Source organism: Rhabdothermus arcticus, assembly GCF_055382915.1.
Window position 1 is genome coordinate 589,158 of the sequence record NZ_AP043808.1, and the last position, 20,508, is coordinate 609,665.

Below are 20,508 nucleotides of genomic sequence, written 5' to 3' on the forward strand. Positions count from 1 at the left end.
TTGCTAGGATGGCTCTTGGCAGGGAGAGGTGCCCGAGTGGCTGAAGGGGCACGCCTGGAGAGCGTGTGTACCCCCTCCGGGGTACCGCGGGTTCGAATCCCGCCCTCTCCGCCAGCACGGGGCCAAAGGCCCCCTTATTTTTTCCCAAGCGCCGCGGCCGCGGCCTCGACGAAGGCCTCGAGGTAATCGAAAAACGCCGGTCCGAAATGGGCGAGCTCGTCGCCCCCGGTGACCACCCGGGGATGGTCCTCGAGGGCCAGGGCCCTGGCCCGCGCCTCTGCCGCCGCTTCCCGGGCGGCTTGGTTCTTGATGCGCTTGGGCTCGTAGACGAAGAGGTCCACCTCCTTTGGATCGGGGAGCTCGGTCGGGGCGAAGTAGGCCTCCGGCCGGTCCAGCGCGTTGCGCATGCCCAGGTGGCGCAGCGCGGCCTCGACGTAGCTGGCGCGCCCGATGCTGATCGGACCGCCGAGGTCGAACTCGAAGTAGACGCGCACCCCCGAAAGCCGGCCCTTGAGCGCGAGGTAGCGCTCGGCCAGGCGGGCCTGGAGGGGGGCGGCGTCGATCGCGAAGAAGGCCGCGACCGTCCCCAGGTTCTCGATGATCCCCCAGGGGGAGTTGGGCAGAGGCACCGGCCAGACCGCGTAGCCGCGTTCGCGCAGGGCCCGGTTCGCGTCGCGCTGCACGGCGGTGGTGGTGAAGATCAGGTCAGGGCCGAGGCGTTCGAGCAGCGCCCAGCGCACCTTGGTGTAGCTGGAGACGACGGGGAGGGCGCTCGCCGCCTCCGGACGCCAGCAAAACGCGCTGCGGCCCACGACCCGGTCCCCCAGACCGAGGAAAAAGAGCGCGTCGGTGACGCTCGGGGCGAGCGAAACCACGCGGTCGGGCGGGAGCCTTACCTCCATCTCCCCCAAGCAGTCGTGAACGAGCTTCATCGCACCTCCTCAAGCCAGCGGGCCACCTGGAGGCGCAGGGCCTCGAGGTCCCCGGCGTTCTCGATCACCCAGTCGGCCCGCCGGCGCTTTTCTTCCGGGGGAAGCTGCGCGGCCTCGCGCGCGCGGGCGTCGGCCTCGGAGAGGCCGCGGGCCCCGAGGCGGGCGAGCCGCAGCTCCCGGGGGGCGTCGACCACCAGCACGCCGTCGAGCTCTCTGTCCCAGCCGGTCTCGAAGAGCAAGGGGATCTCGATCACCAGCAAGGGCGTGCCCCGGGCGCGGTGCTCTGCGATCAGGGCTGAAAGCCGCCGCCGCACGTAGGGGTGGATCAGGGCCTCGAGCGCACGCCGCTTCTCGGGATCGGCAAAGACCAGCGCCGCCAGGCGCCTGCGGTCCACCCGCCCCTCGGGGCAGGCCTCGGGAAAGCGGGTGCAGACCTCGGACGAAAGGGCCCCGAGCCCCTCGTGGGCCAGGGCGTCGGCCTCCAGCACCGAGACCCCCTTGGCCCTGAGGAGCCCGGCGACGGTGCTCTTCCCCGCGCCGATCGGACCGGTCAGGCCGATGACCTTCACGGCCTCACTATAATGCCCTAACGTGCGGGCCCTTTTCCGGCTTAGCCCCAACCTCCCCTACTTCCCCGAAGAGGGATTCTTGGTGGGGGGCGCGGTCCGCGACCTCTACTACCGCATCCCGCCCCGGGACTACGACTACCTGGTGCCGGACCCCGAGGCCGCGGCCCGGGAGGCCGCCGCACGGCTCAAGGGCAAGGCCTTTTTCATGAAGGCCGGGGTGGTTCGGGTCATCGCGCGGGGGCTCACCCTGGACTTTTCCCCCCTCCCGGAAGGCGGCCTCTCGGCCGACCTGGCCCGAAGGGACTACACCGTCAACGCCCTGGCGATGAACGCCCGCGGCGCGGTCTTCGGGCTGGCGCTCGGTGCCCAGGACCTTCGGGCCCGCCGCCTGCGCGCCACCTCACGCGAGGCCCTCTTTGCCGATCCCCTGCGGGGCCTGCGGGGGGTGCGGCTTTGGACGACCCACGGCCTGCGCCCGGAGGGGCGCACCTGGCAATGGATCCGGGCCCAGGCCCAGAGGCTTCGCTTTCGCGCCCCGCCCTTTGAACGGGTGCGGGAAGAGCTGGAAGCGATCCTCATGAGCCCCCGCGCGGCGTTTGGGGTGCAGGCCCTCAGGCAAAGCGGGCTGCTCGCGGTGGTGCTGCGCGAGCTCGAGGCCGGGATCGGCCTGGTCCAGGGAGGCTACCACCACCTCGACGTCTTCGACCATCAGGTCGAGGCCCTCTTCGAGCTGGTGCGCCGCTTTCCCGATAGCCCCTTCGAGCTCCGGCTGGCGACGCTGATCCACGATGTCGCCAAACCCCTCGTCTACCAGTGGGACGAGGCCCGGGGCTACGCGCGGTTTTTCTACCACGACGAGGACGGCGCCGGGGTGGCCCGGGCGATCGCCCGGCGGCTCAAGCTGGCGAAGCCCAAGGCGGCCCGCGTCGCGGGCTGGGTCGCCGCGCACATGCGCACCCCACCCGAAGGCGAGGCCGCCTTCCGCCGCTGGGTCCTCCGCCACCGCGCGCAGCTGCCGGAGCTCTTGATGCTCCAGATCAGCGACCGCGCCGCAAGCCGGGGCCCGCTCAGCGACCCCCAAGAAGTCCACCGCCTCGAGGCCCGGCTGGCCGCCCTTCCCGACCTGCTGGCCGCACTGCCCAGCGCCCCCCGCCTCGACGGCAAGGCCCTGATCGCCCTCACCGGACGGCCCCCCGGCCCCTGGATCGAGACCCTCAAGGCCCGGCTCCTGGAGGCAGAGTGGCTCGGTGAGGTTTCCTCATACGAGGAAGCTAAAGATTTTGTAAAATCATGGCATGAAGCCGAAGCTGCGTCCGCTGGAGATCACCCCGACCGAGGAGGGCTACCTCCTGCGCGACCCCCTGGGGATTAGCCAAACGGCCCTGGTCCTCTCCCCGGAGGCGATGTACCTGGCCTCGCACTTCACCGGCGAGGTGACGCTCGAGGCCCTCCAGGAGGCACTCGCGCGTCAGGGCTCTGCGATCCCCCTGGAGAAGCTCAAGGAGCTCGCCGATGCCTTGGAAAAGGCCGGCTTCCTGGAGACCCCGGCGATCCAGGCCAAGATCGCCGAAGCCGAGGCCGAGCTGAAGAAGGGCCCCAAGCCGATGCGCCTCGCCGGCCTCAGCTACCCCGAGGAGCCCGAGGCCTTCAAGCGCTACCTGGAGACCTTCCGGGCGGTCGCCCCGAAGGTGCCCGAGACCCCGGCCCGGGCGCTCTTGATGCCCCACCTCGAGCCCCGGCGGGTGCCCGAGCTCTACGGCGCGGCGATCGAGGCCCTGAGGGCCACCCCACCGCCGGAACGGGTGCTGGTCCTCGGCGTCGCTCACCGCCCGATCGCGCAACCCGCGGCCGCACTGCCGGTGGGGATCGCGACCCCCCTCGGGGTGGCCGAGACGGACCTCGAAGCCCTGACCGCGCTCGACGCGCTGCTCGGCTACGAGCTCTTCTCCGACCTGCTCGCGCTGCGCGACGAGCACTCGCTCGAGTTCCCGGCGGTCTTCTTGAAGGCGATCTGGCCGGAGGCGAAGCTCTTGCCCATCGCGGTGGCCAGCGACGACGCAGCCGCACTCGTAGAGCTCGGCGAGGCGCTTCGCCTCCTCCACCGCGACCGGCCCTTCTTCCCGTTGCTCTCGGTGGACCTCTCCCACGTCGGGGCCCGCTTCGGCCAGCCGCCACTGGATCCCACCCTGGCCCAAAAGGCCCGCGCCCGCGACACCAGCTACCTGAAGGCCCTCGCCGAAGGTCGCTTCGACGAGGCCTTCGCCACCTTGATGACCGCGGCGAACGACACCCACATCGACGCCCTGGGGCCCGCCAAGGTGGCCGCATCCTTGATCCAGGGAGAGGGGCAACCGCTCGGCTACGCCCTCTCCGCCGAGGTGGACACCTTTAGCGCGGTGGGCGCGGGGACGCTGGCCTGGTACTAGGCCCTACCCCAGCCCTGCTCGGGGAACGCCTCGAAGCCCTCGATCGGGCCGTGGGTCTCCTCGTAACGCCGGATGTTCTCCGCCAGGGAGCGGAGAAAGGCCTTGGCGTGGGCCGGGCTGGTGACGATCCGGCTCACCACCAGGGCCGGGCCCTGGGGCTGCAAGAGGGCGAAGTCGATCAAAAACTCGTTGGCGGTGTGCGAGATCACCGCCATGTTCGCGTAGCGCCCCTTCGCGGTCTCACGGTCCACGTCGATCTTCAGCTCGCTCATCGCGCCTCCTCGAGCGCATGCTTGACCTTTTGCAGGTGGCGCCTTACCCCACCGAGAACGCCGCGCTCCTTCAGCAAAACGACCAAAAGGGCGCTCGCGCCCACCGGCTGCATCAGGACCGGTCCTTCGGGGTACTCGATCAACACCTCTTCCACCGCGCCGCGGCCGAGCGCTTCGGCGATACCCTTAGCGCTGGCCAGGAGGCTCGCCCCCAGCTCGTCAAGAAAGCCCGCGTCGACCTCGCCCGGGGGCTTGTAGGTCCCGAGCACCCGGCCGTCCTCGTCGAGCAAGGACCAGGCGAGGACCCCGTCGAGCGCGTTCAAGGTCTCCAGCACCGCGTTCACGCTCCACCTCCTCCGAAGGCCTTGGCCGCGGCCTCCGCGACCTGGACCAGGGCCGGCCCCACCTCGCGCCGGGCGGTGCCCTTCTTGACCACCGCGCCGACGTAGACCTCGCCGTGGACCACCGCGAGCAGATCGCGGGTCTCAAGCCCCACCATCAGCCGCCGCAACCCCTCGCCGAGCTCGCCGGCAAAGGGACTGAGCGCGCGGACGATCGCCGCCAGCTCGGCGGCCAGGAACTCGGGGTCCGGACCCGCCAGCCCTCCGGCCTCGATGACCAGCCCCTCGGGGCCGGTGATCACCGCCCGCTCCACCATGGGAAAGCGCAGCACCGGGGTCAGGAGCGCCATCTCACACCTCCTCCAAGCTACGTCGCTCGGCCAGCGCCCGGGCCAGGGTCAGTTCGTCGACGTACTCCAGGCTGCCCCCCGCGGGAAGGCCGTAGGCCGGCCGGGTCACGCGGACCCCGTGGGCCTTAAGGCGTTCCGCCAGGTAGCGCGCGGTGGCCTCCCCCTCGACCGTCATCCCGGTGGCCAAAAGGACCTCGCGCACCCCTTCGAGCCGGGAAAAGAGGGACTCGATGTTGAGCTCCTCCGGCCCCACGCCCTCGAGCGGGTTCAGCACCCCCCCGAGCACGTGATAGAGGCCCCGGTACTCGCCGCTCTTTTCGATCGCCATGACCTCGGCGGGCGATTCGACGACCGCGATCAAGGTCCGATCCCGGTCCTCGTCGGCGCAGACCGAACAGCGCTCGCCCTCGGCGAGGTTCCCGCAGACCCGGCAAACCCCGAGCCGGGCCCGGGCCTCGGAAAGCGCTCCCTCCAGCCGCTCCGCCTGCTCGGGATGCAAGGCCAGGTGCAGGGCCAGACGGCTTGCGGTCTTCGGGCCCACACCGGGCAGGTCGGCGAGGGCCCGGATGAGCGCCAACAGGGATGCGGGGTGCTTCAAAGCCCCCCCATCAACCCGCCGAGCCCCCCGAGCGTCCCCTTCATCTCCCGTTCCGAAAGCTCGGCGGCCTTGGCCTGAGCATCCTGAATCGCCACCAGGAGCAGGTCTTCAAGCCCCTCCACGTCCTCCGGATCCACCGCCTCAGGCTTGATCGAAAGGCGCAGGATCTGCCCGTGGCCGTTGGCCACGACCTCGACCAGCCCGCCTCCGGCACGACCCACGACCTCGGCCTCGGCCAGCCGACGCTGCACCTCGGCGGCCTTGGCCTGGGCCTTTTGCGCTTCCTGCATCAGCTTCTTCAAGTTCATGTTTCCACCGCGCCCATTATAGGCTTTAGGCATGGAACGTCCGCGCCGCTTGCGCAAGAGCAAGGCCCTTCGCCGCCTGGTCCGCGACGTCCACGTCGCCCCCGAACACCTGGTGCAGCCCTTTTTCGTGCACCTGGGCCGCGAGGTCGAGCCCATCCCCTCGATGCCCGGTCAGTGGCGGCACACCCTGGACAGCCTCGTCGAGGCCGCAGGCGAGGCCCAGGCTGCCGGAGTCGGCGGGGTGATCCTCTTTGGCGTGCTTCCCACGGAGCTCAAGGACCCGCTCGGAGAAGGCGCCTACGACGACGAGGGGGTGGTGCAACAAGCGATCCGTCGCCTCAAGGCGGCCTATCCCGAGCTTTTGATCATCGCCGACACCTGCCTTTGCGAGTACACCGCCCACGGCCATTGCGGCGTGCTCCACGGACACGAGGTCGACAACGACGCGACCCTCGCGCTCCTCGCCAAGACCGCGGTCAGCCAGGCCCGCGCCGGGGCCGACGTCGTCGCCCCCAGCGCGATGATGGATGGCCAGGTGGCAGCGATTCGACGGGCGCTGGACGCGGCGGGGTTTAAGGACACCCCGATCCTCTCCTACGCGGTGAAGTTCGCCTCGGCCTTCTACGGCCCGTTCCGCGAGGCGGCGGAGAGCGCCCCGGCGTTCGGCGACCGCCGGTCGTACCAGATGGACCCCGCCGCGGGAACCTGGGACGCCCTTCGGGAGGCCAGGATCGATGACCTCGAGGGCGCCGACATGCTGATGGTGAAGCCGGCGATGGCCTACCTCGACCTGATCCAGGCCCTCAAGGCCCGCTTCGACAAGCCCATCGCCGCCTACTGGGTCTCCGGCGAGTACAGCATGATCCGTGCCGCGGCCGAGCGCGGATGGATCGACGAGCGGGCGGTGGTGCTGGAGTCGCTGATCGGGCTGCGTCGCGCCGGAGCCCAGTTCGTGCTGACCTACCACGCGCTGGCAGCTGCCCGCTGGCTGCGCGAGGGCTAGCCCGTTTCCTCCTCGGGAATGCCGAACAAGAACAAGATCACCCCGACGAGGACGGTCAACAGGCCGGCGAGCATGTAGCTCGGCGGGACCCCGATGCGATCCGCGATCGGCCCCCCGATCGCGGTCCCCAGCAGGGATGCGGTGGTGGTCATCGAGCCCACCGCGCCGAACACCCGCACCCGGAGCTCGGCCGGAGTGTAGAGCTGGAGCAGGCTGCGCACCGGAACCAGCATTGACTGGTTGAAAAGACCCGCGAAGAAGAGGGCCACGACGACCCAAAAGAAGATCGGAAAGGCCCCCACCGAGAAGATGAAGGCGCCAAACCCCATCAAGGTGTAGACGAAGGTCCGGGCGCGCCCCAGCCGCTGCACCCAAGCCGCGGCAACGAAGGCCCCGAGCAAGGCCCCCGCGGCCATGCTCATCTCCATGACCCCGTACCCCGCGGAGCCAACCTTCAAGACCGCGATCGCCAGCACCACGCCGATGACCATCTCCACCGAGCCAAAGAGCGCCGCGGTGACCAGTCCCCCGGTGACCCGGCGCAGGATGGGGTTTTCCCAGATGACGCGAAAGCCCTCAAAGACCCGTTGCCAGTATCCGCCCTCGGGCTGTCTCGCGGCAGGCAGCCGCGGCAGTCCCCAGAAAAAAGCGGAGGTGATGAAAAAGCTGACCGCGTCGAGATAAAAGGCCAGCGCCGGGCCCAGCGCCGCAACCAAAAGGCCGGCCAGGCCAAGCCCCGCGACCTCGGAGAGCCGCCGCGTCGAGGCCACCAGCCCGTTGGCCGCGTCCAGGGCCTCCTCGGGGACGAGCTCCGGGGTGATCGCCGCGATCAGCGGGTACTCCACGCGCTCCAAAAGGGTCAAGACGAAGACGAAGGCCCAAAGGAGCAGCAACGAGTGCAACGCCACCAAGGGGATGAAGGCCACGATCACCCCCTGGATCAGCTGGGTGGCGATGAGCAACGACGTGCGCTCCCGGGTCTCGGCCCAGGTCGCGATCAGCGGGGCCAAGAAGGCGCTGGCGATGAACTGGGCGCTGAGGATGAAGGCCACCGAGCTGGCTCGCTCGGTGAGCTGGTAGACCAGGACCAAGAGCGCCAGGCGCTCGATCTGGTTGCCGAACTGGGTGATCAGCGATCCGATAAAGAAGCGCCGAAATGCGGGATACCTCAAGGCGGTTCGCATAGCGTTGCAAGCATTCTAGCGAGCCGGGGACGCACCTCGGGTTTAAGATGGCCTCGATGCCTTCGCCCGAGGCGCTGGCCGCGCTTTTCTTCTTGCTGACGACGTTGCTCTTGCTTCGGCTGAGCGACGTCTTGCTCTTGCTCTTCGCCCTCTTGGTGCTCGTCGCCGACGCGGCCTTCCTCACCGCCTTCGCCACCAAGCCCCTGGGCTTTTTGGCCCTCGCCCTCTTGGGGATCGGCGCCCTCGTCACCCCCGGAGAACGGGCCCGGATTCGCTTCGGCCGCCGGCGTAAACGGCTGTTGCCGCCCTCGGAAAAGGAGCCGTTGGAAGAGCGCTACCACATCCTGGGCAAGCTCGGCACCGGGGGGATGGCCGCGGTCTACCGGGCTCGGCGCAAGGCCGACGGCCTGGTGGCGGCCCTCAAGGTGCCCCAGGACCGCTTCGCGAAGGAGCCCCGCTTTTTGAAACGGCTCCACCGGGAAGCCGAGGTGCTGCGTCGGCTCAGCCATCCCAACATCGTCAAGGTTTTCGAGCATGGACAGGCCGGTCAGACCCACTTCATCGCCATGGAGTTGATCGAGGGCCCCGGCCTGGACGAACTGATCGCCGAACGCAGGCTCACCCCGACCACCGCGGCCTCGGTCATCAAGGCCGTTGCCGAGGCCCTTGCCTACCTGCACCGGCAGGGGTTTTTGCACCGCGATCTCAAACCGGGCAACATCATGATCTACAAAAGCGCGATCCGGGACGGGCAGATCGACCCCGCAGGGGTGCGGCTGATGGACTTTGGCATCGCCGCGGGCAAGGAGTTCGCCCGGCTGACCACGATCGGGGCGCGGATCGGTACCCCCACCTACATGAGCCCGGAACAGGCCAAGGGCGAACCGCTCAACGAAAAGAGCGACATCTACAGCCTGGGCGTGGTGCTCTACGAGGCGCTCGTCGGGGAGCCGCCCTTTACCGGCAACTTCGAGCAGATCGTGCAGCGCCAGGTCAGGGAAAAGCCCGTACCGCCGATTCAGAAAAACCCCGAGGTGCCGAAGGCCTTGAACGACCTGGTCCTCGGGATGCTGGCCAAGGACCCCAGCGCGCGCCCCAGTCTTGAAGACGTCATCGAGGTTCTCGCCCACCCCGAGACCTGGAACGTGTCCGAGCAGCCGTCCTATTTCATCCTCGCGGCGATCGAGCACCAACGCCGCACGCTGCGGGTCATGCAACCCGACGGCACCCCGGTTCGCGCCTTTTCCAAACTTGCCTTCACGGACCTCGCCAGCGACCCGGCAGGCACCATCTGGGGCGTCGCGTTCGAGCTCAGCGACGCGGGCGGCATGGTCCACCGCTTCACCCTCGAGGGCGAGGAGCTCCTGCGCTTTGGCGAGTACGGCGTCAAGCTCGGCGAGTTCTTGAACCCCGCGGCGATCACCGTCGGCGAGGAGCGGGTCTTCGTGCTGGACTCGGAGACCCAGACGATCACCCGGTTCGACTTCTCGGGTCGCCCCGAGACCCGGTTCGCGGGCAAGGGTCCGGGACGCGGCACCTTCCGGGAGGCCAAGGCCCTGGCCTTCGCCGACGACCTCTACGTCCTCGATGCCGGCCACCGCCGCGTCGAACGCCTGGACGCCGAAGGCCGTTACAAGGACCGCATCATCTTCGCCAAAAGCGCCGACGATCCCACCCCCAGGCCGCTTTTGGGGCTGGGGGTGGATCAGGAGGGGCGGCTCTTGATCTTCGACGCCCAGTCACAGAAGATCCGCCGGGTCACGCCGGACGGGCGTCTTTTGGAGAGCCTCTCGATGCCCTCGGTCGAGGACGAGGACCCGCTGGCCCTGGTCGACCTCTTCGAGACCCCCGACGGCTGGATCTACGCGGCGCGCCGGGGCAGCCGCCGCTTCTGGCGGCTCCGCGACAAGGTCCGGGAGGAGGTCTGGGTGGGGTTGCCCATCCGCGCCTTGACGCTCTGGCAGAAAACCGGTTAGCGCCCGTAGGGGTCGAAGAGCCGCGCGTACTCATCGAGGGCGTAGCGGTCGGTCATGCCCGCGACGTAGTCGCAGACCGCCCGGTAGAGGCCGTCGCTTTCGATCGCGGCCTGGGTCTGGGGGGGGAGCATCTCGGGCATCGCCACGTAGGCGGTAAACAGCCGCTCCAGGACGTGGCGGGCCTTGCTCACCGTGCGCACGATGCGGTAGTGGCGGTAGAGGTTGTGGTAGAGGAACTGGCGCAGCTCGGCGACCTCGGCGCGCATCGCATCGGAGTAGCGAACCAGGGTCCCCGGGTAGCGGCGCACGTCCTCGACGCTTCGGATAGCGTGGGCCTCGAGCACGGCGTCGGTCGCCAGGATGACGTCGGTGATCATCGCCCCCAAGAGCTCGCGGATCAGGATGCGGCGCTCGAACTCGCCCAGCGTGGGCAGGTCGAGCCCCGCCTCGGCGGCCACCCGGCGCACCAGGGCCAGCCCCTCGAGCGCTCCCGGCTCCAGGAGGCCGCTGCGCAGCCCGTCGTCGAGGTCGTGGGCGTTGTAGGCGATCTCGTCGGCGAGGTTGACCACCTGGGCTTCGAGGGTCGGCCGCCCCTCGGCAAACCCAGCGTCGGGGACGTCGTAGGCGGTCTCGTGCTTGGCGATCCCTTCGCGGACCTCGTAGGTCAGGTTCAGCCCGCGAAAGTTCGGGTAGCGCTTTTCCAGGTAGGTGACGATGCGCAGCGACTGGGCGTTGTGGTCGAAGCCCCCGTGATCGGCCATAAGCTCGGCGAGCACCCGCTCCCCGGCGTGGCCGAACGGAGGATGGCCGAGGTCGTGGGCCAACGCGACGGTCTCCGCCAGGTCCTCGTTCAGGCCCAAGGCCCGGGCCAGGCTGCGTGCCACCTGGGCGACCTCGAGGGTGTGGGTGAGCCGGGTCCGGTAGTAGTCGCCCTCGTAGTTGACGAAGACCTGGGTCTTGTACTCGAGCCGCCGGAAGGCGGTGGTGTGGATGACCCGGTCCCGGTCCTTTTGAAAGGGGGTGCGGTAGTCGGATTCCTCCTCGGGGTACGCCCGGCCCCGGGTGTCCTTGGCGCGCATCGCGTACGGGGCGAGCGCGGCATCTTCCAGCGCCATCAGGCGCGCGCGGGTGTAACGCATGCCCCCAGTTTATGCGCGAGCGGGGTTGCTAAACTAAGGGGCGTGACCAACGCAGCGCTCTTCGAAACGGCGAAAACGCGCCTTCCGGGCGGGGTGTCGAGCCCAGTGCGGGCCTTCGGCGCGGTCGGCGGGACGCCGCCCTTCATCGTCCGCGGCCAGGGCCCCTACATCTACGACGTCGAGGGCCGCCGCTACCTGGATCTGGTCCTCTCCTGGGGTCCGATGATCCTCGGGCACGCCCACCCCGAGGTGGTAGCGGCGGTCAAGGCCGCCGCCGAGCAGGGGCTCTCCTTTGGCGCGCCGCATCCGCTGGAGCTCGAGCTCGCCGAACGCATCCAAGAGGCCTACCCCTTCGCCGAGCGGGTGCGCTTCGTGAACTCCGGAACCGAGGCCACGATGAGCGCGCTGCGCCTCGCCCGGGGGGTCACCGGCCGCCCTTACATCGTCAAGTTCCGCGGCAACTACCACGGCCACGCCGACGGGCTCCTCGTCGAAGCCGGCTCCGGGGCGCTGACCTTCGGCCAGCCCTCCTCCGCGGGGGTGCCCGAGGCCTACGCTCGCCTCACCCTGGTCGCGGCGTACAACGACCCCGAGGGCCTGGCCGAACTCTTTCGCGAACGAGGGGAGGAGATCGCCGGGGTGATCTTCGAGCCGGTGGTCGGGAACGCCGGCGTCATCCCGCCGACCCCGGACTTTCTCGTCGCCCTTCGCGACCTCACCCGGCGCTACGGAGCGCTGCTCATCGCCGACGAGGTGATGACCGGCTTCCGCCTGGCCTTTGGCGGGGCGAGCGAGCGCTTTGGCCTGACCCCGGACCTGGTCACCCTGGGGAAGGTCATGGGCGGCGGCCTCCCCGCCGCCGCCTACGCCGGCCCGGCAAAGCTCATGGAGCAGCTGGCCCCGCTGGGCCCGGTCTACCAGGCGGGCACCCTTTCCGGCAACCCGCTGGCGATGGCCGCGGGGGCCACGACGCTGCGCGTGCTCAAGGAAACCCCGAACGCCTACGCGCGGCTCGAAGCGCTCGGGGCCGCGCTGGAAGCGGGGCTCAAGGACGCGCTCAACGCCGCCGGCGTGCCGCACACGATCAACCGCGTAGGCTCGATGCTCACCGTCTTCTTCACCGAGGGGCCGGTGCGCGACGACGAAAGCGCGACCCGCACCGACAAGGCGCTGTTCCGGCGCTTCTTCCAAGCGCTCATGAAGCGCGGGGTCTACTGGCCGGCGAGCCCCTTCGAGGCCGCCTTCCTCTCCCTGGCCCATGACGAAGCCCAGTTCGAGCCCATCTTCGAGGCCGTTCGCGACGCCTTCGCCTAACGAGACGATCGCCGCGATCGCCACCCCGCCCGGGAAGGGCGCGATCGGCGTGGTGCGCCTTTCTGGGCTGGAGGCCCTAGCGATCGCGGCGCGGCTATGGCGGGGGCCGGACCCCCGCCGCCTGGAAAGCCACCGCGTGGCCTACGGGACGGTGGTCGATCCGGAACGCGGCGAGGCCCTGGACTCAGGCCTGATGCTGGTCTTCAAAGCGCCCAGGAGCTACACCGGCGAGGACGTCGTCGAGTTCCAGCTCCACGGCTCGCCGGCGGTGCTGCGGGCGGTGCTGGAGGCGGCCTTCTTTGCCGGGGCCCGGCCCGCCCAACCCGGGGAGTTCACCCTCCGCGCCTACCTCAACGGCAAGCTCGACCTGGCCCAGGCCGAGAGCGTCCTGGCCCTGATCGAGGCCGAGAGCGACCTGGCCCGCCGCCAGGCCCTAAAGGGGTTGAACCGGGCTCTGAGCCGGCGCATACGAAGGATCGAGGAGTGGCTCCTCGACCTCCTCGCGCACGTCCAGGCCCTCCTCGACTATCCCGAGGAAGGCGTCCCCGAAACCCTGGCCCTGGAGACCCTTGAGGCCGCGATCCGGGAGATCGACGCCCTGCTCGCCACCGAGCGCGCGGCCCGGATCGCGTCCAAGGGGGCGAGGCTGGTCCTGCTCGGGCCCCCCAACGCCGGTAAGTCCTCGCTCTTGAACGCCCTCCTCGGCTACGAACGGGCGATCGTCACCGCCATCCCGGGAACGACGCGGGACTACCTCGAGGCCCCCCTCGAGGTCGGCGGCGTCCCCTTGCTCGCGGTGGACACCGCGGGCATCCGCGAAAGCCAGGACCCGATCGAGCAGGCCGGGGTGCAACGGGCGCTGGCCCTGGCCGAGGAAGCGGACCTCGTCCTCTGGGTCGCCGACCTCAGCGAAGCGGCCCCCACCCCGCCCCCCCTTCCCGAGGCGCGAACGCTCTATGTGGCCAACAAGGCGGACCTTCCCGCTCGCTGGCCGGCCCAGGGCTACCTGAAGGTCTCCGCCAGGACCGGCGCCGGCCTCGAGACGCTCAAGGCCCGGATCGCCGAGCGGCTCGTCTCTCCCCCCGCGGCCGGCGAGGTCTGGCTCACCAGCCCGCGCCAGGCGGAGGCGCTGCGCCGGGCCAAAGGGCACCTCGAAGATGCCAAGGACGCCCCCGAGGACCTGATGGCGTTGAGCCTGGAAGCCGCCCTCTCCGCGCTCGCCGAGGTCACCGGGACCGCGGTGCAAGAGGCGACCCTGGCACGGGTCTTCAAGAACTTCTGCGTGGGCAAGTAGCCTTAGCGCACCTTGGCGCCGGCGGGGACCTCGCGATCGGGCACGAGGACGCTCAGGGCGCCGTCCGGTCCCTCGGCAGCGAGGACCATCCCCTGGCTCATCACGCCACGGAGCTTTTTCGGCTTGAGGTTGGCGAGGTAGAGCACCTTCTTGCCGACGAGCGCCTGTGGCGCGTAGTGCTCGGCGAGGCCCGCGACCACGGTGCGGACCTCGCCGCCGAGGTCCAGGGTCAAGACCAGGAGACGATCCGCGTTGGGGTGCTTCTTTGCGTCCTCGACCCGGGCGATGCGCAGGTCGAGCTTGGCAAAGTCGTCGTACTCGATCAGCGGGGTGGCGTCGGTCGGCCGCGCTTGCGCCTCCTCCCGGGGCGCGTCCGGTTTCGGGAAGAGGAGCGGGGCCGACGCGGGGACCTCGACCTCGGCGAGGACGCCAAAACGCTCGGTTTCTCGAAGGCTCGACCCGGGCAGCCCCAACGCCCCGCGGAGCTCGGCCACCTTGCCGGGCATCGCCGGCTCCAAGAAGGCGCTCGCGATGCGCAGCGCCTCGAGGGCGTGGTAGAGCACCGCCTCGAAGCGCGCGGGGTCGGTCTTGGCCAGCTTCCAGGGGGCGGTCTCGTTGAGATAGCGGTTGACGAGGCGCACGTAGTCGATCACCGCCTCCAGCGCCTGGTGGAACTTGAGCTCGGCCACGAGCGGCCGCACCCTAGCCGCGAGGGAGGTCCCTGCCCGGATCAGCTCGGCCTCGGCCTTGCCCCCCTCGACCTTCCTGACCCGCCCCCCGAGGTGCTTGAGGATGAGCGCCCTGAGGCGCTGCACCAGGTTGCCGAGGTCGTCGGCGAGCTCGGAGGTGTAGCGCTCCTTGAGGCCGGCCTCGCTCACCGCGCCGTCCTGACCGTAGGGAACCTCGCGCAAGAGGTAGTAGCGCACCGCGTCCGCCCCGTACTTCTCGACCAGGGCGAAGGGATCGATGACGTTGCCGAGGGTCTTCGACATCTTGCGCCCGTCGGGCCCGAGCAGGTAGCCGCCGACGTTGAGGTGCTGATAAAGCGGGATCCCCGCAGCCTTGAGCATCGTCGGCCAGAAGACCGCGTGGGGCTTGAGGATGTCCTTGCCGATCATGTGGTTGGCCGCCGGCCAGTAGCGGGCGAAGCGGGGCCCGTCGGGGTAGCCCAGGGCAGAGACGTAGTTGACCAGGGCGTCGAACCAGACGTAGGTGACGTGGGAGGGATCCCAGGGCAGCTCGATCCCCCAGGTGGTGCGGGTCTTGGGCCGGCTGATCGAGAGGTCCCCGATCGGCTCGCTGAGCATCGCCAGGACCTCGTGGCGGTAGCCCTCGGGTCGGATCAGGTCGGGGTGGGCTTCAATCGTCTCCCGCAACCAAGGGCGGTACTTCTCCATCTTGAAGAAGTAGTTCCCCTCGCGCCGGCGCTCGGGCTCGATCCCGTGGTCCGGGCACTTGCCGTCGACGAGCTCCTTCTCCGTCAGGTAGCGCTCGCAGCCGACGCAATACAGCCCCTCGTACTCGCCGTAGTAGATGTCGCCGGCGTCGTAGACCCTTTGCAGCACGAGCTGCACCACCTTTTTGTGGCGCTCCTCGGTGGTGCGGATGAAGTCATCGTAGCTGATGTTCAGGGTTTTCCAAGCCTTCTTGAAGCGCGCGGACATCTTGTCCACGAACGCCTTCGGGGAGAGCCCAGCCTTCTGCGCCATCTGGGCGATCTTCTCACCGTGCTCGTCGGTGCCGGTCAGGAAGAAGACGTCGTAGCCGTCCTGGCGGTAGAAGCGGGCCAGGAAGTCGGCGACGATCGTGGTGTAGGCGTGGCCGATGTGGGGATCGGCGTTGACATAGTAGATCGGGGTGGTGACGTAGAAGGCCCTCTCCATGGGCATCGATTCTATCAAACGATGCCGCTCTCCCGAAGGGCCTTCCCCGAGGCAAAGCGCGCGTAGCGATAGGGGGCGAGGGCTTCGGTGGGGCCTTCGGTGATCTCTTCGGCGAGGTAGCGGCCCACCGCAGGGGCCTGTTGCACGCCGTGGCCAGAGAACCCGACCGCATTGAACCAGCCCGGGGCGCCGGGCATCTCGCCGAGGATCGGGTTCTTGTCCGGGGTCTCGGCGTAGTAGCCCCACCAGGCCGACTTCTGATCGATGCCCAGCTCGGCGAACCAGGGAAAGCGCGCGACCGCCCGGGTCAGGACCTCGAGCATCCACTCGAAATCCACGCCCTCGACGAAGCCCGGGGTCTGCTGAGGGTTGGAGGCGCCAAAGAGGAGGCGCCGCCCCTCGGGCCGGAAGTAGACCCCGCTCTGGGCGTCCACCACCAGCGGCCAGTCCGGAACCTCGAAGGGCCCGCTCAGGTAGACCGAACGCCGGACCGGAACCACCGGCAGCTCGAGCCCCGCCCGGGCCGCGACCTCCCCTGCCCAGGCCCCGGCGGCGTTGACCAGGATCGGCGCCGAGAAAGCCCCTTTCGGCGTCTCGACCTGCCAGCGGCCAGCGCGCCGTTCAGCGGCGAGCAGGGGCGTGCCGAGGTGCAGCGTGGCCCTCAGGGCGCGCGCGGCCTTCAAGTAGGCGTGGGTCACCGCGTGGGGATCGATCACCCCATCGGCGGGGCCGAAGGTCGCCCCGGCCAGGCCAGCGGCCTCGAAGGGGACGATGGCCTGGGCCTCCTCGAGGCTCAAGAACGAGATCGGCACCCCGACCTCGTCGCGCACCCGCTCCAGGGCTCGCCGCCAGGCCGGCCAGCCCTCGGCGTCGAGCAGGAAGAGGTAGCCGATCGGCCGGTAGCCGCTCGGCGCCCCGAACAGGCGCTCGAAGTCGCGGTAGACCTGGATGCTCTCCCAGGAGAGCCGGGCGTTGGCGGGAAAGGCGAACTGGACCCGCACCCCGGCCGCGCTCTTGGCGGTGGCCCCGCTGGCGGGCGCGCTCTGGGCCTCGAGCACCCCCACGCGGAGCCCCTTCTCGGCGAGGTGGTAGGCGACGCTCGCGCCGACGATGCCCGCCCCGACGACCAGGGCGTCGTAGCTAGCCGCCAAGGAGCCCCTCCCAGTCGGTGGCCGGCTTGGGGGTGATGTAGCCGGTGTCCATCTGGGCCAGCTGCAGCTTCCCCGAGTACTCGTCGTTCACCGCCTGCCAGACGGTGTACTCCTCGATCACCCAGATCCCGGACTCCCGGGCCCCGTTGCCCGAGGCCCGCACCCCGCCGAAGGGCATGTGGGCCTCGGCCCCGACGGTGGTGTTGTTGATGTTGACCATGCCCGCCTGGATCTGGGTACGGAAGCGGTAGGCCCAGAGCCGGTTGTTGGTGTAGATCGCCGAGGAGAGCCCGTAGGGGTGGTCGTTGGCGGCCTCGATCGCCTCCTCGATCCCATCCACCTTGATCAGGTTCACGGTGGGCCCGAAGATCTCCTCCCGGGTCTGGGTCATGCCGCGCCGGGCCTCCCAGACCGTGGGCCAGCCGAAGAGGCCGGCGTCGGGGTCGCCCTGGAAGTGGGGGTAGGGGTTGTCCGAGGTGATCCGCTTCTTGCCAAGAAGGAGCGTCGCCCCCTCGCGCGCGCCCCAGTCGTAGTGCTCGAGCCAGCGCGTATACAGCCGCTCGTTGATAAAGGGACCGTAGGTGACGTCCTCGTAAAGGAAGGGGTTGCCGATCTTGGTCTCGGCGGCCATCTCCAAAAAGCGCCGCTTGAAGGTCTCGTAGATCGGGGCGTCGACGATGATGTTTCCCGCCGAGGTGCAGCGCTGGCCACCGGTGGCGAAGGTGCTCCACCAGGCCCCGTGGAGGGCGTTGTCCAGGTCGGCGTCACGCATCACCACCAGGGGGTTCTTCCCGCCGAGCTCGAGGGTGGCCTTGATCAGCGCCCGCCCCGCCTTCTCGCCGATGATCCGCCCCACCTTGGTGCTGCCGGTGAAGGCGAACTTGTCCAGCAGCCCCTCGTCGATCAGGTTGACGAGCGCTTCACCGGTCGAGTCCTTGCCCCCGCCGAAGACGACGTTGATCACCCCCGGGGGCAGCCCGGCCTCCTCGAAGAGCTTGACAAAGATGTAGGAGAGGACCGGGGAGTCGTCGGAGGGCTTCCAGACCACGGTGTTCCCGGTCAGGACCGCGGGGATCAGCTTCCAGCTGGGCACCGCGATCGGGAAGTTGCCGGCGGTGATCATTCCCACCACGCCGAGCGGGCGGCGGAAGGTGAAGAGGTCCTTGTCCCGCATCTCGCTAGGGACGGTCTGGCCGTAGAGCCGCCGGCCCTCGCTGGCGAAGAAGATCGCGGTGTCGATCGCTTCCTGGACGTCGCCCCGGGCCTCCTTGAGGGTCTTGCCCACCTCCCGGACCATCAGCCGGGCCAGGGTCTCCTTCTCCCGCTCCAGGATCTTGGCCAGGTTGAAGAGCACCCCGCCGCGCACCGGGGCCGGCGTCGCCGACCACTCGGGAAAGGCCACCCTGGCCGAGGCGATGGCTTTTTTGAGGGTTTGCGCGTCGCCCTCGGGGAAGACCCCGACCAGGTCCTCCCGGTCCGAGGGGTTTCTGTCCTCGAACGTCGGGCCCTCGAAGACCTCCTCGCCGCCGATCAGGTGTCCCGCAATGAGCGTGTTGCCGTACTTTGAACGTTCCGTTTTCATGATGTCCCCTTCGGTTCCATCGTAATACGACACCGGTGGTCGGAAACCCTAGCGCGTCTCCTCTCTATCGTGCAGGCTCGGCGCCTCATCCCGCGCTCGACCGGCCTTCCGGCAGGATCACGCACGCGCCTCCTTGGCGTAGAGCCGGTAAAAGTGAACCGCGGCCTGAATGCCCTTTTCGAAGTTCTCCAGCTCGAACTTCTCGTTGGGAGCGTGCAGGTTGTCGTCGGGGAGGCCGAAGCCCATCAGCACCACCGGAGCGCCGATCTGCTCGATAAAAGCGGGGACGATGGGGATGCTGCCGCCCTCGCGGATGAAGACCGGGGGGCGGTCGAAGGTGGCCTCGAGCGCCTTCGCCGCCGCCTGCATCGGGGGGGAATGGCGATCGACGACGACCGGACGCGCGCCCTCGAAGACCCGCACCTCGACCCGGTAGCCCTCGGGCGCGACCCGCCGCAGGTAGGCCTCGGCGAGGGCGGCGATCTCGTCGGGGTCCTGGTCGGGAACCAGGCGCATCGAGCACTTGAAGGTGGCCTCGGCGGGGATCACGGTCTTGCTGCCGGGGCCGGTCCAGCCGGAGACCAGGCCGTTGACGTCGAGGGTGGGCCGGGCCCAGCGCAGCTCCAGGACCGAGTACCCCGGCTCCCCGTCGAGGAAGTAGGCCCCGATCGCGCGGCGGTAGGCGTCCTCGTCGAAGGGCAGCTCGGCCCACATCGCCCGCTCCTCGGGCTCGATCGGGCGCACCCGGTCGTAGAAGCCGGGGATGCGCACCCAGCCCTCGGGCGCCTTGAGCGCCGCGATCATCGCCGCCGCGGCCTGGGCGGCGTTGGGCGCGGGCCCGCCATGGACGCCGGAGTGCAGGTCCTGATCACCGCCGCGGACGGTCACCTCGAGGTAGACGAGCCCTCTCAGGCCGTAGGTCAGGGTGGGCAGGCCGCGGGCGAACATCGCGGTGTCGGAGACCACCGCGGCGTCGGCCGAAAGGCGGGCGCGGTTTTCCCGGATGAAGTCGAAGAGGTGTTTGGAGCCCACCTCCTCCTCGCCCTCGATGACGAACTTCACGTTCACCGGGAGGGCTTGGCCGAGCTCGCGCATCGCCGCTAGGTGGATCATCACCTGGCCCTTGTCGTCGGAGGCGCCGCGGGCGTAGATCCGGCCGTCGCGAACCGCGGGCTCGAACGGCGGGGTCTCCCAGCGGTCGATCGGGTCCGGGGGCTGGACGTCGTAATGGCCGTAGACGAGGACCGTGGGGGCGTCCTTACCCACCCGGCGCTCGGCGTAGACGATGGGATGTCCCGGGGTGGGGACGGTCTCGGCGGCGAAGCCGGAGGCCTCGAGGTAATCCGCCACCCAGCGCGCGGCGCGTTCGACGTCCTCTTTGTGGGCGGGATCGGTGGAGATCGAGGGGATCCTTAAAAACTCGATCAGATCGTCGAGGTAGGGCGACATGCCCCCAGCCTATCAGGCCAGCTCCCCCTCCCGGACGAGCTGGGCGCGGACCTGCACGACCTCGACCTGGTAGCGGGCCCTGAGGGACTCGAGCTCCTCGCGCAGGCGCATGATCTCCTCGACCCCCGCGAGGTTCACCCCGAGCTCCTGCGTCAGGCGGCGGATCTCCCGCAAGCGCTCGATGTCCCGCTCCGAGTAAAGCCGCGTCTTCCCCGCCGAACGTTGCGGCCGGATCAACCCCTTGCGCTCGTAGAGGCGCAGCGTCTGCGGGTGCATGTCCACCAGCTCCGCCGCCACGCTGATCACATAGACTGGGCGCTCCTTAGCGCTGGGGGTGCCGGGCCGGGGCAGCGCCGGGGTCTTAAGTGCGGCCTGGTAGCGCGAGCCGTAGCGCTTTTCCAGACGCTCGCGCTCCTCGAGGTAGCGGGCCCTGAGGGACTCGAGCTCCTCGCGCAGGCGCATGATCTCCTCGACCCCCGCGAGGTTCACCCCGAGCTCCTGCGTCAGGCGGCGGATCTCCCGCAAGCGCTCGATGTCCCGCTCCGAGTAAAGCCGCGTCTTCCCCGCCGAACGTTGCGGCCGGATCAACCCCTTGCGCTCGTAGAGGCGCAGCGTCTGCGGGTGCATGTCCACCAGCTCCGCCGCCACGCTGATCACATAGACTGGGCGCTCCTTGCTCATTTAGACCACCTCTCGATGCCTAAAGCATCTTCATACAAATATTATAACCCCCGGAC

General features: G+C 69.3%; 20 protein-coding genes and 1 tRNA gene. 7 read left to right on the forward strand and 14 right to left on the reverse strand.

Annotated features, from left to right (window positions below; translation table 11 throughout):
* Positions 1-22 precede the first annotated feature (22 nt).
* Positions 23-114: transfer RNA gene (locus ACZ48Y_RS03135), tRNA-Ser, on the forward strand.
* Between the two features lie 20 nt (positions 115-134).
* Here ACZ48Y_RS03135 and ACZ48Y_RS03140 read toward each other — a convergent pair.
* Together ACZ48Y_RS03140 and coaE are read right to left on the reverse strand one after the other, a co-directional pair.
* Positions 135-932 carry an ABC transporter substrate-binding protein gene (locus tag ACZ48Y_RS03140; RefSeq protein ID WP_464742073.1) on the reverse strand — a complete coding sequence of 266 codons (798 nt, stop codon included), beginning with the start codon at positions 930-932 and terminating at the stop codon, positions 135-137.
* The gene (coaE, locus tag ACZ48Y_RS03145) at positions 929-1,501 is read right to left on the reverse strand and encodes a dephospho-CoA kinase (protein ID WP_464742075.1); all 573 of its coding nucleotides are present in this window, start codon (positions 1,499-1,501) and stop codon (positions 929-931) included. The genes ACZ48Y_RS03140 and coaE overlap by 4 nt, the downstream gene beginning before the upstream one ends.
* A gap of 22 nt (positions 1,502-1,523) precedes the next feature.
* On the opposite strand from coaE, the gene ACZ48Y_RS03150 reads away from it, so the two are divergent.
* Positions 1,524-2,873 (forward strand): HD domain-containing protein, encoded by a 1,350-nt coding sequence (locus ACZ48Y_RS03150; protein WP_464742077.1) that lies wholly within the window; start codon positions 1,524-1,526, stop codon positions 2,871-2,873.
* On the forward strand, positions 2,797-3,927 hold the full coding sequence (amrB, locus tag ACZ48Y_RS03155) for an AmmeMemoRadiSam system protein B (RefSeq protein WP_464742079.1): 1,131 nt from the start codon (positions 2,797-2,799) through the stop codon (positions 3,925-3,927). Before ACZ48Y_RS03150 ends, amrB begins: the two co-directional genes overlap by 77 nt.
* Here the strand turns inward: amrB and ACZ48Y_RS03160 are convergent.
* The 5 genes from ACZ48Y_RS03160 to ACZ48Y_RS03180 are packed head-to-tail and all read right to left on the reverse strand — an operon-like array spanning position 3,924 to position 5,796.
* Positions 3,924-4,199 carry a DUF3467 domain-containing protein gene (locus ACZ48Y_RS03160; RefSeq protein WP_464742081.1) on the reverse strand — a complete coding sequence of 92 codons (276 nt, stop codon included), beginning with the start codon at positions 4,197-4,199 and terminating at the stop codon, positions 3,924-3,926. The two genes, amrB and ACZ48Y_RS03160, sit on opposite strands and share 4 nt — an antisense overlap.
* On the reverse strand, positions 4,196-4,543 hold the full coding sequence (locus tag ACZ48Y_RS03165) for a roadblock/LC7 domain-containing protein (RefSeq protein ID WP_464742083.1): 348 nt from the start codon (positions 4,541-4,543) through the stop codon (positions 4,196-4,198). The genes ACZ48Y_RS03160 and ACZ48Y_RS03165 overlap by 4 nt, the downstream gene beginning before the upstream one ends.
* Positions 4,540-4,890: a roadblock/LC7 domain-containing protein gene (locus ACZ48Y_RS03170; protein ID WP_464742085.1), complete on the reverse strand. Its 351-nt coding sequence runs from the start codon at positions 4,888-4,890 to the stop codon at positions 4,540-4,542. Before ACZ48Y_RS03170 ends, ACZ48Y_RS03165 begins: the two co-directional genes overlap by 4 nt.
* A 1-nt stretch (position 4,891) precedes the next feature.
* On the reverse strand, positions 4,892-5,488 hold the full coding sequence (recR, locus tag ACZ48Y_RS03175; protein WP_464742087.1) for a recombination mediator RecR: 597 nt from the start codon (positions 5,486-5,488) through the stop codon (positions 4,892-4,894).
* Positions 5,485-5,796: a YbaB/EbfC family nucleoid-associated protein gene (locus ACZ48Y_RS03180; protein ID WP_464742089.1), complete on the reverse strand. Its 312-nt coding sequence runs from the start codon at positions 5,794-5,796 to the stop codon at positions 5,485-5,487. Before ACZ48Y_RS03180 ends, recR begins: the two co-directional genes overlap by 4 nt.
* A 31-nt stretch (positions 5,797-5,827) precedes the next feature.
* On the opposite strand from ACZ48Y_RS03180, the gene hemB reads away from it, so the two are divergent.
* Positions 5,828-6,799, forward strand: a complete 972-nt coding sequence (gene hemB, locus ACZ48Y_RS03185; protein WP_464742091.1) for a porphobilinogen synthase — start codon at positions 5,828-5,830, stop codon at positions 6,797-6,799.
* Here hemB and ACZ48Y_RS03190 read toward each other — a convergent pair.
* Complete coding sequence (locus ACZ48Y_RS03190) at positions 6,796-7,983, reverse strand: MFS transporter (RefSeq protein WP_464742093.1); 1,188 nt, start codon at positions 7,981-7,983, stop codon at positions 6,796-6,798. The genes hemB and ACZ48Y_RS03190 overlap by 4 nt on opposite strands.
* 56 nt (positions 7,984-8,039) lie before the next feature.
* On the opposite strand from ACZ48Y_RS03190, the gene ACZ48Y_RS03195 reads away from it, so the two are divergent.
* A complete protein-coding gene (locus ACZ48Y_RS03195) occupies positions 8,040-9,959 on the forward strand; it encodes a protein kinase domain-containing protein (protein WP_464742095.1) in 1,920 nt (639 codons plus the stop codon).
* Here ACZ48Y_RS03195 and ACZ48Y_RS03200 read toward each other — a convergent pair.
* Complete coding sequence (locus tag ACZ48Y_RS03200; protein ID WP_464742097.1) at positions 9,956-11,098, reverse strand: deoxyguanosinetriphosphate triphosphohydrolase; 1,143 nt, start codon at positions 11,096-11,098, stop codon at positions 9,956-9,958. The genes ACZ48Y_RS03195 and ACZ48Y_RS03200 overlap by 4 nt on opposite strands.
* A gap of 42 nt (positions 11,099-11,140) precedes the next feature.
* Between ACZ48Y_RS03200 and hemL the strand changes: the two genes are divergently transcribed.
* Both hemL and mnmE read left to right on the forward strand, forming a co-directional pair.
* The gene (hemL, locus tag ACZ48Y_RS03205; protein WP_464742099.1) at positions 11,141-12,412 is read left to right on the forward strand and encodes a glutamate-1-semialdehyde 2,1-aminomutase; all 1,272 of its coding nucleotides are present in this window, start codon (positions 11,141-11,143) and stop codon (positions 12,410-12,412) included.
* Positions 12,357-13,706 carry a tRNA uridine-5-carboxymethylaminomethyl(34) synthesis GTPase MnmE gene (gene mnmE / locus ACZ48Y_RS03210; protein WP_464742101.1) on the forward strand — a complete coding sequence of 450 codons (1,350 nt, stop codon included), beginning with the start codon at positions 12,357-12,359 and terminating at the stop codon, positions 13,704-13,706. Before hemL ends, mnmE begins: the two co-directional genes overlap by 56 nt.
* A 2-nt stretch (positions 13,707-13,708) precedes the next feature.
* On the opposite strand, the gene metG is transcribed toward mnmE, so the two are convergent.
* The 5 genes from metG to hspR all read right to left on the reverse strand — a co-directional run bounded on the left by metG (position 13,709) and on the right by hspR (position 20,452).
* Entirely contained in the window at positions 13,709-15,589 is a 1,881-nt protein-coding gene (gene metG / locus ACZ48Y_RS03215) for a methionine--tRNA ligase (protein WP_464742103.1), read from the reverse strand.
* A gap of 14 nt (positions 15,590-15,603) precedes the next feature.
* Positions 15,604-16,740 (reverse strand): NAD(P)/FAD-dependent oxidoreductase, encoded by a 1,137-nt coding sequence (locus ACZ48Y_RS03220; RefSeq protein WP_464742105.1) that lies wholly within the window; start codon positions 16,738-16,740, stop codon positions 15,604-15,606.
* A complete protein-coding gene (locus tag ACZ48Y_RS03225; protein WP_464742107.1) occupies positions 16,730-18,322 on the reverse strand; it encodes an aldehyde dehydrogenase family protein in 1,593 nt (530 codons plus the stop codon). The genes ACZ48Y_RS03220 and ACZ48Y_RS03225 overlap by 11 nt, the downstream gene beginning before the upstream one ends.
* Before the next feature lie 117 nt (positions 18,323-18,439).
* Positions 18,440-19,771 (reverse strand): dipeptidase, encoded by a 1,332-nt coding sequence (locus ACZ48Y_RS03230; protein ID WP_464742109.1) that lies wholly within the window; start codon positions 19,769-19,771, stop codon positions 18,440-18,442.
* Positions 19,772-19,783: 12 nt separating this feature from the next.
* Positions 19,784-20,452 (reverse strand): heat shock protein transcriptional repressor HspR, fused homodimer type, encoded by a 669-nt coding sequence (gene hspR, locus ACZ48Y_RS03235; protein WP_464742111.1) that lies wholly within the window; start codon positions 20,450-20,452, stop codon positions 19,784-19,786.
* Positions 20,453-20,508 lie beyond the last annotated feature (56 nt).